Annotated in this window: 16 protein-coding genes; 13 read left to right on the top strand and 3 right to left on the bottom strand. The window is 38.2% G+C overall.

Annotation, left to right across the window (positions count from 1 at the left end):
• Positions 1–51: 51 nt before the first annotated feature.
• Both IGJ55_RS01205 and IGJ55_RS01210 read left to right on the top strand, forming a co-directional pair.
• Complete coding sequence (locus IGJ55_RS01205; protein ID WP_069639194.1) at positions 52–621, top strand: GNAT family N-acetyltransferase; 570 nt, start codon at positions 52–54, stop codon at positions 619–621.
• Between the two features lie 32 nt (positions 622–653).
• Positions 654–1,277 (top strand): DUF1054 domain-containing protein, encoded by a 624-nt coding sequence (locus tag IGJ55_RS01210; RefSeq protein WP_430607147.1) that lies wholly within the window; start codon positions 654–656, stop codon positions 1,275–1,277.
• 174 nt (positions 1,278–1,451) lie between these two features.
• On the opposite strand, the gene lepB is transcribed toward IGJ55_RS01210, so the two are convergent.
• The gene (gene lepB, locus IGJ55_RS01215) at positions 1,452–1,997 is read right to left on the bottom strand and encodes a signal peptidase I (RefSeq protein WP_069639195.1); all 546 of its coding nucleotides are present in this window, start codon (positions 1,995–1,997) and stop codon (positions 1,452–1,454) included.
• Between the two features lie 182 nt (positions 1,998–2,179).
• Between lepB and IGJ55_RS01220 the strand changes: the two genes are divergently transcribed.
• Positions 2,180–3,265, top strand: a complete 1,086-nt coding sequence (locus IGJ55_RS01220) for an ABC transporter permease (RefSeq protein WP_069639196.1) — start codon at positions 2,180–2,182, stop codon at positions 3,263–3,265.
• Positions 3,266–3,281: 16 nt separating this feature from the next.
• The gene (locus tag IGJ55_RS01225) at positions 3,282–3,953 is read left to right on the top strand and encodes an ABC transporter ATP-binding protein (RefSeq protein WP_430607150.1); all 672 of its coding nucleotides are present in this window, start codon (positions 3,282–3,284) and stop codon (positions 3,951–3,953) included.
• Between the two features lie 116 nt (positions 3,954–4,069).
• Here the strand turns inward: IGJ55_RS01225 and rpsD are convergent, their stop codons facing one another.
• A complete protein-coding gene (gene rpsD, locus IGJ55_RS01230; protein ID WP_010761823.1) occupies positions 4,070–4,681 on the bottom strand; it encodes a 30S ribosomal protein S4 in 612 nt (203 codons plus the stop codon).
• Between the two features lie 622 nt (positions 4,682–5,303).
• Between rpsD and IGJ55_RS01235 the strand changes: the two genes are divergently transcribed.
• The 3 genes from IGJ55_RS01235 (at position 5,304) to IGJ55_RS01245 (ending at position 7,648) form a co-directional block, all read left to right on the top strand.
• Positions 5,304–6,101, top strand: coding sequence for a formate/nitrite transporter family protein (locus IGJ55_RS01235; RefSeq protein ID WP_429951186.1), 798 nt, complete (start codon positions 5,304–5,306; stop codon positions 6,099–6,101).
• Positions 6,102–6,201: 100 nt separating this feature from the next.
• Positions 6,202–6,849, top strand: coding sequence for a DNA alkylation repair protein (locus tag IGJ55_RS01240; protein ID WP_430607153.1), 648 nt, complete (start codon positions 6,202–6,204; stop codon positions 6,847–6,849).
• Positions 6,850–6,871: 22 nt separating this feature from the next.
• Positions 6,872–7,648: an HAD family hydrolase gene (locus tag IGJ55_RS01245; protein WP_429951182.1), complete on the top strand. Its 777-nt coding sequence runs from the start codon at positions 6,872–6,874 to the stop codon at positions 7,646–7,648.
• A 53-nt stretch (positions 7,649–7,701) separates the two neighbouring features.
• Here IGJ55_RS01245 and def read toward each other — a convergent pair whose 3' ends face one another.
• A complete protein-coding gene (gene def / locus IGJ55_RS01250; RefSeq protein WP_429951180.1) occupies positions 7,702–8,265 on the bottom strand; it encodes a peptide deformylase in 564 nt (187 codons plus the stop codon).
• A 271-nt stretch (positions 8,266–8,536) separates the two neighbouring features.
• Here def and rpsO point away from each other — a divergent pair, with 271 nt between their 5' ends.
• From rpsO to IGJ55_RS01280, 6 genes are all read left to right on the top strand, one after another.
• Positions 8,537–8,806, top strand: a complete 270-nt coding sequence (gene rpsO, locus IGJ55_RS01255) for a 30S ribosomal protein S15 (RefSeq protein ID WP_010761818.1) — start codon at positions 8,537–8,539, stop codon at positions 8,804–8,806.
• Positions 8,807–9,018: 212 nt separating this feature from the next.
• The gene (pnp, locus tag IGJ55_RS01260) at positions 9,019–11,133 is read left to right on the top strand and encodes a polyribonucleotide nucleotidyltransferase (protein WP_069639202.1); all 2,115 of its coding nucleotides are present in this window, start codon (positions 9,019–9,021) and stop codon (positions 11,131–11,133) included.
• A 186-nt stretch (positions 11,134–11,319) separates the two neighbouring features.
• A complete protein-coding gene (gene mreC, locus IGJ55_RS01265; RefSeq protein ID WP_430607156.1) occupies positions 11,320–12,180 on the top strand; it encodes a rod shape-determining protein MreC in 861 nt (286 codons plus the stop codon).
• 7 nt (positions 12,181–12,187) lie between these two features.
• Positions 12,188–12,697: a rod shape-determining protein MreD gene (gene mreD / locus IGJ55_RS01270; RefSeq protein WP_207120184.1), complete on the top strand. Its 510-nt coding sequence runs from the start codon at positions 12,188–12,190 to the stop codon at positions 12,695–12,697.
• Positions 12,698–12,938: 241 nt separating this feature from the next.
• On the top strand, positions 12,939–14,267 hold the full coding sequence (locus IGJ55_RS01275; RefSeq protein ID WP_207120183.1) for a PcsB-like coiled-coil domain-containing protein: 1,329 nt from the start codon (positions 12,939–12,941) through the stop codon (positions 14,265–14,267).
• 300 nt (positions 14,268–14,567) lie between these two features.
• A complete protein-coding gene (locus IGJ55_RS01280) occupies positions 14,568–15,872 on the top strand; it encodes a PcsB-like coiled-coil domain-containing protein (RefSeq protein ID WP_207120182.1) in 1,305 nt (434 codons plus the stop codon).
• The last annotated feature ends 33 nt before the right edge of the window (positions 15,873–15,905 follow it).

The raw sequence follows: 15,905 nt of genomic DNA on the forward strand, positions 1-15,905 counted from the left end.
TTGCCTCTGAGTGGTTATTTCTGTAAAGTAGTATGAAAAGCAGGTGTAATTATGGAAATCCTCATCAATCGAAATTTAATTTTTGCACAAAATCAATATTTAGAAACAGAGCGCTTAAAGCTGCGCCCTGTCACACTAAATGATGCTGCTGATATGTACGAATATGCATCAGATGAAGCAACTGTTACTTATGTTTTTCCGATCCATCAGTCATTGAAGGATACGCAAGAAAGTATTTCTAATTATTTTATGTCAGCGCCTCTAGGAAAATATGGTGTCGAATTAAAGGAAACGGGTCAATTGATCGGAACGATCGATTTGCGTGTGGAAGAGCAGCACAATATTGCAGAACTTGGCTATGCATTAAATCGAGACTATTGGGGCAAAGGCTATATGCCAGAAGCCGCGAACGAAATCTTGCGTTTAGGTTTTGAAGAGTTACGATTGATGCGGATTTTTGCTGTCCATGATATCGATAATGCTAAATCAGGTCGTGTGATGGAAAAAATTGGCATGAAAGTAGAAGGTAGGATTCCGAATGCTCGTATCTGGAAAGGGAAAGTTGTGACAGATGCCATGCTTGGAATTACTTTGGCAGACTGGCAGAACTTACAGCGCTAAACTATAGAACAACTCAGAGGAGAAATGAATACATGTTAATGTTTACTGAAAAAGATTTTGATGTTTTTACAATAGAAGGATTAGATCCACGAATGGCGGGTATTCGTTCAACGATCCAACCAAAATTTCAAGAATTAGATGATTATTTTGCGGAAGAATTAGGAGAGAAATTAGAAACAGAATTTTTCGTTCATATCGCGCAACATCGCCGTAGAACTGTCTACCCACCAGAAAATACCTGGTCGGCTTTAAGCCAGAAAAAACGCGGCTACAAAATGGAAGCACATTTTCAACTAGGTATCTGGCCAGAGTATCTGTTTATGTGGCTATCACTAATTGATAATCCAAAAAATGAAAAAGAAATTGCACAAGCTTTTTTAGAGAATCCATCATTATTTGAGCAATTAGACGATGATTTCTATCTGTCGATCGATCATACTCAACCTGAAATTGAGCGCTTGAAGGAAGCGGATTTAGAGAAACAGTTGACTCGGTTTCGTGATGTCAAAAAAGGTGAGTTTCAGATTGGCCGGATCATTAGAAAAACAGATGATCTGCTGAATGATCCAGAAAAAGCACGTGAGTATATGTTGAAGACATATGAAGAATTATTACCGTTATATCAATTGGCGATCAACTTACAGCAAGCTGAATAAAGAGAGCCTTATTACAAAAGACAAGAGAAAAAGTGGAACAGTAATCAGGAAGGTACCTGCTTATTGTTCCATTTTGGTTCACTCAAAAAAGTAAAGCATGACAAAAAGCTGTACAATGTTTTATTTCATTATACAGGCTCTATAAAATGTCACTATGATAGGCCGAGGTGAAGTTTATTGTATACCAAGCTGATTCAACGGATAATACCGAAAATAAACAACTCCGACAATATCTTCTTCATCTACAAAACCAAAATAACGACTATCATCCGCCACTCTTCGATTATCCCCTAACACAAAATACTTTCCTTCAGGAACAACAGTTTCTGGACCGGCTGCACTAGTTGCTAAAGTAAAATCAGCTGTCAAAGGCATTCCATCTGTCAAAGCTTCTTTAAATTCATCTAAATAAGGTTCAGTAAACTTTTGATCATTGATATACAACTGATCATTCTCCATTCGAAGCGTATCCCCTGGTAAGCCCACGACACGCTTAACGATCCGTTTCCCGTTTCGTGGACTAGGGAAAGTTGCTATGTCAAATCGTTTTGGTTGGATTAACGAGGTTTGCCACAAGCGATCTGATTCATGATAGGTCGGTTCCATGGATGTACCAAGGACTTCTACAGGAGTTAGCACAAATTTTCTCAAAAAAAGGCCAAATAAAAAAATTAGTGCAAACTGCAATAGTGTATAAAGTGTAGGATACTTTTTTTTCATAATAAACTCCTTTTTATGTATTGTTTCTTTTAGTATATCAGAACAATTTCGATAAATAAGAAGAAAACGAGACAAAATCATGGCTTTTTTGAGAAATACTTCAAGCAGATATTTTGTTGTCGTTGTAAAAGTTTGCTATAATTTCATTAGAACTTATCGATTGATAAGGTGGAGGTGGAAGTATGTTTTTAGCATGGAATGAAATTGTACGTTCAAAATTACGATATGGTCTGATCATCAGTGTGATGTTTTTGATTGCCTATTTAGTCTTCTTTTTAACAGGATTAGCCTATGGGTTAGCATCAGATAATCGTACTGCTGTGGATAAATGGCAGGCAGATGGCATTGTGTTGTCGGATGAATCAAATACCAATATCAACATGTCAATGATTCCAATCAAATCATTGAAAGATGTCGATGCCAAAGAAAAAGCGACACTCGGACAAACCGCTGCAGTAATTCAATTAGACAAAAAAGGTGCTGAAAAAATCAACGCCAGCTTTTTTGGGATCAATAAAGATGAATTCTTGATGCCGAATATCATTGAAGGAAAAGCCTTTGCCAATGAGAATGAAACAGTTGTGGATAACAGTTTGAAAGAAGAAGAGGGCGTCAAGCTTGGGGATACATTAAAATTAGCAGGGAATGACAAACAGCTCAAAGTAGTTGGGTTTACAGATAATGCTAAATTTAATGTAGCACCAGTATTATATGTTTCTACAGCCGCATTTCAACAAATTCGCTTTGAAAAAACGGATACATCGGAGAACGCTCGAGTAAATGCAATCGTTTTTCGAGCAAAGGATGGCGCCGTAAAAAATGTTCAGCTAAATGAGGATGGTTTGACTCGTTACAGCATCAAAGAGTTCATTAATAAATTACCGGGATATAATGCTCAAGTGCTGACCTTCGGGTTTATGATCGGCTTTTTGATCGTAATCGCAGCAATTGTTATAGGAATTTTTATCTATGTTTTAACTATGCAAAAAGCAAATATATTTGGAATCATGAAAGCGCAAGGAATTTCTGGTTTTTATATTGCCGTATCGGTAATCGTTCAGACCTTTATATTGGCTGTTTTGGGAATAGCATTAGGATTACTGGGCACTGTAGGAACAGCACTAGTCTTACCAACGGCAGTTCCATTTCAGACAAACTGGTCATTCTTCTTGGCAATCGGTGGAATAATGTTGGTCATTGCCGTTTTAGGTGCGCTATTTTCAGTTCGAACGATTGTTAAAATCGATCCATTAAAGGCAATTGGCTAGAAAGGAGCAAATTGAAATGAAAGCAATCGAATTTTTATCTGTGGATAAACAGTTTTTAGATGGAGATACTACAATTGAAGCATTGAAATCCACAGATTTTTCTGTGGAAAAAGGTCAATTTGTTGCAGTGATCGGACCAAGTGGTTCGGGAAAAAGTACCTTTTTAACGCTGGCGGGTGGGTTGCAAACACCGACGAATGGCGAAGTTAAGATAAACAATGAAGCGTTCAGTGAGGAAAATGAAAAAACACGTTCTAAGATTCGTTTTTCAGAGATTGGTTTTATTTTACAGGCATCAAATTTAGTACCATTTTTAACTGTGGAAAAGCAATTACGTTTGGTGGATAAGGTAAAAAAAGAAAAAACCGATGTGGATAAAGTCAACAAGTTATTAACAGAGCTTGGTATTGAGAAGTTGAAGAAAAAATACCCAGACGAAATTTCTGGTGGTGAACGTCAACGAGTGGCAATTGCCCGGGCGTTGTATAATGATCCATCGATTATCTTAGCAGACGAGCCCACAGCAAGTTTAGATTCTGACCGAGCATTTGAGGTTGTAAAAATCTTAGCAAGAGAAACGAAAGAAAAAAATAAAGCGACGATCATGGTGACCCACGATCAACGCTTAATCGATTTTTGTGATGAAGTATTTGTGATGAAAGATGGCGTATTAGAGAAACAAAAATAATAAAACGATAGAACAAAGCTGAAAGTTGGGCTTTGTTCTATTTTTTATGCAAAAAACCTTGTACAGCTTTTGCTGTACAAGGTTTTTCCAAAAGATCGACGATAAATAATCGAATCTTAAAGTTTTTGGTTGTAGTATTCAACGACAAGAGCTTCGTCGATATCAGGGTATAATTCATCACGCTCTGGTAAACGAGTGAAGCTACCTTCTAATTTTTCAGCGTCAAAGCTTACGAATGCTGGACGACCAACAGTAGCTTCAACCGCTTCTTTGATTGTTACTACGTTTTGAGATTTTTCACGAACAGAAATCACTTGACCCACTTCAACGTGGTAAGAAGGGATATCTACGCGTTTGCCATCTACAGTAACGTGACCGTGGTTTACTAATTGACGTGCTTGACGACGAGTAGTAGCAAGGCCTAAACGGTAAACGACGTTATCTAAACGTTGTTCTAGTAAGATCATGAAGTTAACACCGTGTTTACCTTCTTTGATCTTGCTTGCTTTAATAAACAAGTTAACGAATTGACGTTCGTTCATACCGTACATATGACGTAATTTTTGTTTTTCAGTTAATTGCATACCATATTCAGAAACTTTACCACGGCTGTTTGGTCCGTGTTGTCCTGGTTTGTATGGGCGACGTGCTAGTTCTTTACCAGTTCCTGATAGAGAGATACCTAGACGACGAGAGATTTTCCATGATGGTCCTGTATAACGTGACATTAAAAATTCCTCCAATAAAATAAGTTTTTTGGAGTAAAATAATCTTCTGAAAAATTCATATTCGTTCAGTTCATTCTTCAACCTTCGCCCTTTGCAGCCGTGGGTTACGCAGTTGAACCTGAAAGCCTAAGCAATCAAGGCAATGGACTGTTGACGAGCCTATTATTTTTCTGCTGCATTATTTTACACAAAGATTAGTATAACGCAAAAAAAGGGATAACTCAAGCTTTTTATTGCGTTATACTAATAAACTACCAGCCGCCAGAAAAGCCGCCACCACCGGAAGAACCGCCGCCAAAAATTCCCCAGAAAAATCTAGATAAAGTTGCCATATCACATGTACCTCCTTTTATAAAGTTGTTATCATTTTATTATATCATAATGCTAATTAAAAAATGCTTTTCGTTTTGTATAATCTTTAGATAGAGATTGTTGATAGTGAACTAAAATAGTAGAGTTTTAAAAAGATAGGCCAAAAAATTATTGAGAACAAGTTAAAAGTCCTGTTATTTTTAGAAAGGATTGTTGAAAAGTACTAGACAAAGCACGTAGATGTCTTTAAAATGATAAAGAATGTTTTTGAAAATATAAATATGAAAACAAATTGAAAAGGAGAAACAAAATGAAACCTGTATCGCCATTATTTGAGCAGATCGACAAATCAATCAATAAAAAGATGAACTTATTCCAAAGTAGTTTTATGCGTTACGCTTTTCGTGCTATATTAGCTTGTATGTTTTTAACTTTAGGGACAGCAGTTGCGTTCGGGATTGCCATCAAAGGGGAAGGAATGGTACACGGCTTAGGTAAGATCCTTTATGCTTTTATGTTCAGTTGGTCACTTGTGATGATTCTTTATATGAATGCAGAACTTGGCACATCGAATATGCTGTATATGACCGTTGGGGTTTATCGTAAAAAAATCAACTTCTCTTTTGCAACAAAGATTTTATTTACCTGTATTTTCTTTAATTTAGTCGGTGGCGTTCTGTTTGGCTACTTGATTTCGTTGACGGTTCCCTTCCAAGATTTACCAGCGGATAGCTTTTTCTTCACATCGATTGCTGGTAAATTAGATAAAACAACAGTACAGATTTTAGTTGAAGCTATTTTTGCTAATATTGTGGTAAATACAGCAGTGTTAGTAAGTATGCGTATGAAAGATGATGCTGGTAAAGTTGCTGCAATTATTTTTATCATCTTTATCTTTGCATTTTTAGGCTACGAGCACGTTATCGCTAATTTCCCTGCGTTTAGTTTAGCTTACTTTGCGTCTCACGGGACATTGGCAGCAATGACAGTCGGCAGTGTAGCACACAACCTATTCTTTGCATTGATCGGTAACTTTATCGGTGGCGGCTTAGTGATGGGCTTAGGCTATGCCTGGTTGAATAATGCAGATACGAATTATTTAGATTAATGAAATCAGAAGTTGAAGCGGAGTTATTCTTGCTTCAGCTTTTTTGCTGTCTAAAGTGATTTGAAGTAAGATAGGAGAAAGAAGAAAAAAGGAGTAGCGTATGAATGAAGTAGTTTTTCCAAAAAAAGCGGACAAAGCGGTGCAAATGGCAGCGTACATGAAAAATTTATTTCCATTTGCAGGTATTGCTGCGCCTGAGCGAGCGTTGTTAGAAAAAGAGCTTTTAAAAGCGAGTAAAAAAATGACATACACGGAGTTAGTTGACCTAGTTCGATTTTATTATGATAAACCTGAACGGGAATACCAATATGTTGCAATCGATTTAGCAATCGCCAATGTCAAACGTTTTTCTTTTGAAGAAGTTTTAGGGTTCAAACCTTTCGTGATCGAAAAAGCCTGGTGGGATAGTGTGGATTCGTGGCGTAAGTTTTTCGGTCTTTGGGGGTTCCAGCATCTAGAAGAAATACCGCAGTTATTTGAAGCCTTTTTTGGTGAAGAAGATTTTTGGCACAGACGAATTGCCATTAATCTGCAACTGTTATATAAAGAAAAAACAAACACTGTGTTATTGAAAAAAGCCATTATTTATGATAAAACTACAGATGAGTTCTTTGTTCAAAAAGCAATCGGCTGGTCTTTGCGTCAATATAGTAAAACTGATCCTGAGTGGGTCAAGACATTGATCGAGACGATCGAATTAAGCCCATTAGCTGTCAGAGAAGGCAGTAAATATTTGCCAAAACCATAGAAAGTGAGCGAGTTATTACGCCATGAGAAGAAAACTTTTTGCATTTGATATTGATGGAACATTATTGGGAACAGATAGGCAACCGCTAGAAAGTACCAGAGAAGCATTGAAGATGTTACGACAACAAGGACATCTCGTAACGATTGCTACAGGACGCAGTCGATTTATGGCACAAGATATTATTTTAGACTTAGATTTCTCCAATTATGTTCTTTGTAATGGAGCGGCCGCATTTTTAGATCATGAACAATACTACCAAAATTTATTGGATGAAAAAGAATTGCACCGTTTTGCCTCAGAAGTAGAAAAAAGAGAAATCGGTTTGGCATATGTTGGCTTGGATGATGTGAAAAAAAATAACCATCATCGCCGGAAACAAATGGCTGAAGCGATGGGGTCAATCGATTTTGAAGCACCAGAATATGATTTGAATTTCTATAAAGAAAATGATGTGTATCAAGCATTAGCTTTTTATGATGCGTCATCAGATGGGCTGTTTGACCATGAATTTTCTAAATTCCGTTTTATTCGTTGGCATTCTGAAAGTGTGGATATCGTCCCTAATAATGGATCTAAAGCAGCGACCCTGCTGAATTTGGCAGATCGTGTGGGCATCGCTCGTGAAGATATCGTCACATTTGGAGATGGTGAAAACGATCGTGAAATGCTGCGGGAAGCGGGGATCGGTGTTGCAATGGGCAATGCCTTGCCCCATATCCAAAAAGAAGCCAAAATCGTGACAGATACCAATGACAATGACGGTATTTGGAAAGCGTTGAAAGAATTAAAGGCAATTTAAGTTAGCAAAAACCGCTCAAGACAAACTAGTACAGTTTGTCTTGAGCGGTTTTCTTATTCGATCACCAAGACGCCATCTTTCAACGCATAAGGATTTTCTTGATTGATATGATCATAAAACATCACACCATTTAAATGATCGATTTCATGCTGAACGACGATCGCTTCATAATTTTTCAACCGAATCTTTTGTTTAACGCCAGATGCATCTACATAAGATAACGTGATTTTGTTGTGGCGCACTACATAACCTGGTACTTCACGGTCAACAGATAAACACCCTTCACCTTCCCCAAGACAAGCATCCTGTACGGAATGACTCAAAATCTTCGGATTATACATCACTGCACTTAAGGTCGGTTCTGGATTTTCCGAATCGCCATTTGGCACGTGGACCGCAATGATTCGTTTTGAAATGTCTAATTGTGGTGCCGCTAAACCAACCCCACCGCGTAATCCTAATTCTTCTGCTTTGACAGGATCTTGACTATTATGCAAGAATTCCATCATTTCTTCACCTAATTTGATATCTTCATCAGATAGCGGCAAAGCTACTTCTTTAGCCACTGCTCTAAGTGTTGGGTTTCCTTCACGGATAATATCCTTCATGGTGATCATAGGATAATTCCTCCTTTATATTTAAAAGACTCGGTCAGAAACTAAATCTTTCCATTAATGTATTTATTCGCCTATACAGTTTATCACAAAACCATTCGTAATGGGGATAAATTGTTCAAAAAACAATGGATAAATTGAGCTTGGTCTTGCATTTTAGACAACTTTCCTGTAAAGTATAACTGTATGGAATCATACCGTCTTTTACTTGGTTGTGCGAATCACCAACGCATTACTCAGTAAGAAGATGACTATTAAAGAAGAGGTGAAAAACATGGCAATGTCAAAAGAAAAGAAAAACGAAATCATTAGCGAATACGCTCGTCATGAAGGAGATACTGGTTCACCAGAAGTACAGATCGCTGTATTAACGGCTGATATCAATCACTTGAATGAACACGCTCGCGTTCACAAAAAAGATCACCATTCTTACCGTGGACTAATGAAAAAAATTGGACACCGTCGTAACTTGTTAGCTTACCTACGTAAAACTGACATCCAACGTTACCGCGAATTGATCCAACGTTTAGGATTACGTCGTTAATCAAAAAAGGAAAAGCGAGATTCTTTAAGAACCTCGCTTTTTAGCTTATTTAAAAGCAAAGGTTCAGTATCCTTAAAATACTAAAAAATAATCATCTTTGGAAAGTTTGAATAAATCTACTAACCAAATAAAAGGACTCAATTCGTTTGAATCTTTTCATTTGTTTAGTAGCAAGTCTAACTTCTCCAAAGAATCAAAGGAGAAACAAGTAAATGACAGAGAAAAAAGTATTTAAAACAACTTGGGGCGGACGCCCTTTACAAGTTGAAGTCGGCCAATTGGCTAAACAGGCAAATGGTGCAGTATTAGTACGCTACGGAGAGACTGTTGTACTAAGCGCGGCGGTTGCGTCAAAAGATGCAAGAGATTTTGATTTCTTCCCATTAACAGTGAATTATGAAGAAAAAATGTACTCTGTAGGGAAGATTCCAGGCGGATTTATCAAACGTGAAGGTCGTCCAAGTGAACGTGCAACGTTAACTGCTCGCTTAATCGACCGTCCAATTCGTCCGATGTTTGCTGAAGGCTTCCGTAATGAAGTGCAAATCACAAATACCGTGATGAGTGTGGAACAAGACTGCACACCAGAAATGGCAGCAATGTTTGGTTCATCTCTAGCTTTAGCCATTTCAGATATTCCATTTGACGGACCGATCGCAGGTGTGGATGTTGGTCGTGTTGATGGTGAATACGTATTAAACCCAACTGTCGAACAATCTGAAAATACAGATATCGAATTAACGGTTGCTGGAACGAAAAAAGCAATCAACATGGTGGAAAGTGGTGCCAAAGAAGTATCCGAAGAAGATATGCTTGGTGCGTTACTTTTCGGTTTTGATGCCATCAAAGAATTAGTTGCTTTCCAAGAAGAAATCGTTGCCGCTGTTGGTAAAGAAAAAATGGAAATCAAGTTATTACAAGTGGATGCTGATTTGAAAAAAGAAATCTTCGCGGCTTACTACGCTTCAATGAAAGAAGCAGTTATGACCGAAGAAAAACTCGCTCGTGAAGTCAACATCGATGCAATCAAAGACCAACTAAAAGAAGCCTATGCAGAAAAATTTGCTGGTCACGAAGAAGAAGCGCAAGTGGCGAAAGAAGTTAAACAAATCGCAGAAGATCTAGAAAAAGACGTGGTTCGTGAATTGATCACGATTGATAAAATCCGTCCTGATGGTCGTAAATTAGACGAAATCCGTCCATTGGCGTCAGAAGTTGGTATTTTACCACGCGTTCATGGTTCTGGATTATTCACGCGTGGACAAACTCAAGCCTTGTCTGTCGTGACGTTAGCACCGCTTGGGGAACACCAAATCATTGATGGTTTAGGTGTAGAAGACAGCAAACGTTTCATTCATCATTATAATTTCCCGCAATTCTCTGTTGGTTCAACAGGTCGTGCTGGCTCTCCTGGTCGTCGTGAAATCGGTCACGGTGCCTTAGGTGAACGTGCAATGGCGCAAATTATTCCAAGTGAAGCGGACTTCCCTTACATGATCCGTGTAGTATCAGAAGTCTTAGAATCAAATGGTTCTTCTTCACAAGCAAGTATCTGTGCTGGAATTTTAGCATTGATGGATGCTGGTGTACCAATTAAAGCACCAGTTGCCGGAATTGCGATGGGACTTGTCAGTGATGGTGAAAACTATACGATTTTAACAGATATCCAAGGACTAGAAGATCACCTAGGCGACATGGACTTTAAAGTTGCTGGGACTAAAGATGGAATTACTGCTTTACAAATGGATATCAAAATCCAAGGAATCACGGAACAAATCTTGACAGAAGCATTGACTCAAGCGAAAAAAGCCCGTATGGAAATTCTTGCAGAATTGACATCAACATTGGCTGAACCTCGTCCAGAGTTAAGCAAATATGCACCTAAGATCGAAATGATCCAAATCGCCCCAGCTAAAATCAAAGATGTGATTGGTAAAGGTGGAGAAACCATCAACGGAATCATTGATGAAACTGGCGTGAAGATCGATATTGACCAAGAAGGTAATGTAAGTATTGCCTCTGCTGATGCAGATATGATCAAAAAAGCGATCAAGATCATTGAAGAGTTGACAAAAGAAGTTGAAGTTGGACAAGTTTACCTTGGTAAAGTCGTTCGTATCGAAAAATTCGGCGCATTTGTTAACTTGATCAAAGGAAAAGATGGACTCGTTCATATTTCTCAATTGGCCAATGAACGTGTAAATAACGTTGAAGATGTTGTGAAACTTGGCGACGAAGTCCTTGTAAAAGTTATGGAAATCGACAAACAAGGCCGTGTCAACGTATCTCGTAAAGCATTATTGACTGAAGAAAACAAAGAAAAATAAGCAACAGAAGTTTGCTTTTGATTTAGAGCCGATTAAAGCAGAGCATGGCGTTTAGCCTGCTCTGTTTTTTTGTGAAAACAATAATATTTAATAAAAAAATGTAAAGACGTACCACAGCTCTTTTGTTTGCTTCCAATTAGTGGTAAAATTATTGCTATCAGTCTAAAGATTAGTCGGGGTGTCGATGTGAAAAAATTCAATCCAAATAAAAATATAATTATCACGCTGATCGTAGTGATTATTGTGGTAACCATCATTAGTTTGACTGCGGCTAACAGAGCCAATAGTGGAAAAACCAATCTTGGGCAATCTGCAGTCAATGACAGCGTAGGGTTTATTGACAAAGTGATTTCGTTTCCAGGTAGGGTGATCGGCAATAGCGTATCATCGATTAGTACATTATTTAACACCTATGATGAAAACGAACGCTTAAAAGAAAGAATCGATGGATATGGCGAGCTATCGATTCAAAACGACAACTTGAAAAAAGAAAATGAAACATTGAAAAAAGAACTAGCACTAAATGAGACCTTAGGGAACTATGAGAAAGTAACAGCGACGGTTGTCTCACGTTCGCCAGATATGTGGCAAGACTTATTGATTGTTGATCGTGGTTCGAATGATGGCATTGAACCCGATATGGCCGTTTTAGCGCAAAAAGGGTTGATTGGACGTGTCATCGAAGTGAATACAACCTCTTCTAAAGTAGAACTATTAACGTCTAAAAACCAAAATTCAAATCATTTCCCAATTCAGATCAATTCTGAAAAAGGCGATTCTTACGGGTTATTAAAGGATTATAATGATAAAGAAAATACCCTGATCGTCAGCCAATTGGTAGGAGATATGGAGATCAAAGAAGGCGATATTGTACAAACATCCGGCTTAGGACAAAATTCTCCAGCAAATCTGCCTGTTGGTGTCGTTCAAAAAGTCAAACCAGATAGCTATGGCTTGGATAGAGAAGTTTACGTCAAACCATATGCGGATATGTATGGTATACCCGTTGTTACAATCATCAAACGATTAGCTGGAGCGGGGGAATGATGGACTAATGATACGTAAAGAAAATGTTAAATACTACGCTCCCGTTGTTTTCTTTTTATTGATGCTGGTGGATGGTCAAATGACCCAAGCGGCAGCAAATATAACGGATAACGTCTATTTTGCAAATGCGCATTTTATGTTATTGGCCTTTTTGATGGCGGTACCTAACTTGTCTAAACGTTATTTGCTGATCACATCGGTGGTTTTGGGATTGATTTGTGATAGCTATTATATCGGCATCATTGGAATCTACACGGTTGCGCTGACAGCAACAGTCATGATGATGTATCGATTTCAGCGAGTAGTGCATACGAATCTACCAACGGCATTCTTTGGGATGATCATTTTTGTGACGACATATGAACTAATTGCGGTAGGATTACAAGTTATTTTTAAATTATCAAATGTCGCGCCATTGTTATTTATCACTAAAGTTTTAGGTCCAACATTACTATTCAATATGTTGATATTCGTTATTTTTTCTTATCCATTGAAGAGGCTATTCGCTAATGAATAGTCTCTTTTTCAATGTACGGAATCCAAATATACCAACATGCTAATGTTTTACTTTAGTTGTAAAAGTGAGGATATATAATTATTCTTGTTATTTAATTTGGCGGCATGAAACAATTTTGTAATATCCTTTTTATCTGTATGTCATACTGCTATGGTACAATTAGCACGTTGCAAAATTATAAGACCGAAAAAATACTCAGAAATCATAAAATATATAAAGTAAATGTCGGAGGAATTCAAGAGTGAAAAAAAGTATATTATCAGCTTTGATGGTTTGTTCAATCACGCTTACTTCTGCTGCTGTGCCTATGGCAGCAATTGCAGATGAGTATGATACAAAGATCGACCAACAAGATGTAATCATTAATGGACTAAAAACAAAAGAATCAGAAGCCGCAGCTAAATTAGCAACAATCGAATCAGATATGCTGACTACTGCTACAAAAATCGATGAATTAACGGCGAAAGAAAAAACGCTGAAAGATGAAATCACAACCTTATATGGTGAAATTTCAGATTTGAATGTTCGGATTCAAAAAAGAGAAGTTCAAATGCGTAATCAAGCTCGTGACGTACAAGTCAGTGGCTCAAGTACTAGCTATTTAGATGTTATCCTTAATTCTGAATCGATTTCAGATGCGATCAGCCGTGTACAAGGGATCACAACACTGGTCAATGCTAATAATGATCTATTAGAGCAACAAAATTCTGATAAAAAAGACGTAGAAGATAAGACAAAAACAGTTGAATCACAAATCTCTGTTTTAGAAACTTCTACAAAAGAATTGACGGATCAACAAGCTTCGCTGAATACATTGAAACTAGAACAAGAAATTGCTAAAAATGAACTAGAAGCACAACGCTCGACAGAAGAAAGCAAGAAATCAGAGTATGTGGATCAAAAAGCCGCAGCTCAAAAGAAATTAGCAGAAGAACAAGCAAAGCAAGCTAAACAGCAAGAAGCACAAAGAAAAGCGGAAGCCGAAGCTGCGGTTAAGTTAGCGGAAGCGCAAGCAGCTAATCCAGGTCTTGCTCAAACGAATGTTGTAGAAGAAAATGGCACGACCAACACAGCCCAAGCAGCACCCACACCAGAAAAACCTAGCAATAATGGGAACACTGGCGGCGGCAGCAGTATTGGTACAGGCGGCGTCTCAGAAGCGAAGAAAAGAGCCGCTCAAATTGCCTTAAATTCAGTTGGCCAAACTAATCCTACTGGCTGGGGACAAAGTGGCGAATGTATTGTAGCTGTCCAAAATTGGCTAAATGCAGCAGGTATCAGATTCTCACCAGGCGGCCCTCACAGTGGCTATACGCAATCCGGTGCAGTTCAAGTCTCTTGGTCTGATGTCCAAGTCGGTGATGTTGTGCAATATGAAAACTCACTTAGTCCGGATGCATGGTTAGATGGCGTTCATACAGTCCTTGTCGTGGGTGTCAATGGCAGTTCAGTTCAGATCGTTGAATCAAATAATCCAGCAGGTTCGGGTTATGTTTCAACTACTACAGGTTGGACACCAAGTCCATATGCAGCAAACTTTAGAGCGGTTGTATGGCGTTTTCCAGGATAATTAAAAGATAAAATAATTCTTTATCAGAAAAAACGTACATGGTTTTTCTGATAGGGATTATTTGTAATATACCATCGAGTGGGGTATGGTAAGAGGGCTGAACTTGATAAGTCCTATCTAGATAGCTAAATACGGCTATGTTCAACTGTCATTCTTACCTTTCAAAAATGAAATACTCCTGTAACATTATTTTTATATGTATGACATGTGATTATGATACAATGAGTTCGTTGTTAATAAAAGAATGAAAATTACTCAAAAGATGAATTTATTATAAGTAAAAAGTCGGAGGAATGAATAGTGAAGAAAAGTGTATTGCCATTACTAATGATTTGTTCATTAGCCCTTACAGCTGTAGCACCAATGGTTTCATTAGCAGATGAAGTGGACTCAAAAATTCAACAAAAAGATCAAGCAATTTCAGGATTGAAATCTCAAGAAGCCGATGCGCAAAGCCAAGTGGCTGCTGTACAAAGTCAAGTTGCTTCTATTAACGAAAAAGCAGAAGAATTATTAGCTGAACAAGGTACATTAAGAGAAACATCTGCAAACTTAGAAAAAGAAATCACTCAATTAACAAAACGTATCGAAAAACGTGAAGTTGCGATTCAAAATCAAGCACGTGACGTACAAGTTAATGGAAATAGCACAAGCTATATGGATGCATTATTGAATGCAAAATCAGTTTCTGATGCGATCACTCGTGTGACTGCAATGTCTACGATTGTTAATGCAAACAATGATTTAGTGAAACAACAACAAGAAGACAAAAAATCAGTAGAAACTAAAAAAGCTGAAAACGAAGAAAAATTACAAGAATTACAAGATAATCAAGTTGAACTTGAAGCGCAAAAAGGTGAACTTGTTAAAGCTGAAGCAGATTTGAATGTATTACAAACAACATTAGCTGCTGAAAGAGCAACTGCTGAAGATCAAAAAGCTGGCTTAGTGAAAGAAAAAGAAGCAGCTGTAGCAGAACAAGCTCGTATTGCTGCACAAGAAAAAGCAGCTACTGAAAATGCTAAAAAAGCAGCTGAAGAAACTGCAGCGGCTAAAACAACAGCGACTACAGAACAATCATCAAGCACAACTGCTTCATCAGAAGAAACTAGCTCTACTGATACTGGAAGCGTAACACCTCCATCAGGAGGCGGTAGCCAACAAGTGACTCCTCCATCAGGTGGCGGCGGCGGTCAAGATGTAACACCTCCAGCTCCAGGAGGCGGCGACGGTGGTCAAGTAACACCACCACCATCAACTGGCGGTTCTGCAATTTCTATTGCAGCAGCACAAGTTGGTAAACCTTATGTTTGGGGTGCGCAAGGACCAGATAGTTTTGACTGCTCTGGATTAGTTTATTACGCATTCGCAGCTACTGGACGTCAATTAGGACGCGTTACTACTGCACAAGAAAGTGCTGGTACACGTATCTCTGTAGCAGAAGCTCAAGCTGGAGATTTATATTTCTGGGGTAGCCCAGGTGCTTCTTATCACGTAGCGATCGCTACTGGTGGCGGCGGTTATATCCATGCAGGTGATCCAAGTACAGGTGTTCAATATAGCAATGTTGGTTCATTTACACCAAGCTTTGCTGTACGTATGTAATCAAATTTAATCCAATATTTTAAGAATCAGACA

Source organism: Enterococcus sp. AZ170, from assembly GCF_050545135.1.
Lineage (GTDB): Bacteria > Bacillota > Bacilli > Lactobacillales > Enterococcaceae > Enterococcus_L > Enterococcus_L ureilyticus.

Coding starts and splice junctions, on each gene's coding strand:
- IGJ55_RS01205 (WP_069639194.1), top strand. CDS start 52: ATGGAAATCCTCATCAATCGAAATTTAATTTTTGCACAAAATCAATAT.
- IGJ55_RS01210 (WP_430607147.1), top strand. CDS start 654: ATGTTAATGTTTACTGAAAAAGATTTTGATGTTTTTACAATAGAAGGA.
- lepB (WP_069639195.1), bottom strand. CDS start 1,997: ATGAAAAAAAAGTATCCTACACTTTATACACTATTGCAGTTTGCACTA.
- IGJ55_RS01220 (WP_069639196.1), top strand. CDS start 2,180: ATGTTTTTAGCATGGAATGAAATTGTACGTTCAAAATTACGATATGGT.
- IGJ55_RS01225 (WP_430607150.1), top strand. CDS start 3,282: ATGAAAGCAATCGAATTTTTATCTGTGGATAAACAGTTTTTAGATGGA.
- rpsD (WP_010761823.1), bottom strand. CDS start 4,681: ATGTCACGTTATACAGGACCATCATGGAAAATCTCTCGTCGTCTAGGT.
- IGJ55_RS01235 (WP_429951186.1), top strand. CDS start 5,304: ATGAAACCTGTATCGCCATTATTTGAGCAGATCGACAAATCAATCAAT.
- IGJ55_RS01240 (WP_430607153.1), top strand. CDS start 6,202: ATGAATGAAGTAGTTTTTCCAAAAAAAGCGGACAAAGCGGTGCAAATG.
- IGJ55_RS01245 (WP_429951182.1), top strand. CDS start 6,872: ATGAGAAGAAAACTTTTTGCATTTGATATTGATGGAACATTATTGGGA.
- def (WP_429951180.1), bottom strand. CDS start 8,265: ATGATCACCATGAAGGATATTATCCGTGAAGGAAACCCAACACTTAGA.
- rpsO (WP_010761818.1), top strand. CDS start 8,537: ATGGCAATGTCAAAAGAAAAGAAAAACGAAATCATTAGCGAATACGCT.
- pnp (WP_069639202.1), top strand. CDS start 9,019: ATGACAGAGAAAAAAGTATTTAAAACAACTTGGGGCGGACGCCCTTTA.
- mreD (WP_207120184.1), top strand. CDS start 12,188: ATGATACGTAAAGAAAATGTTAAATACTACGCTCCCGTTGTTTTCTTT.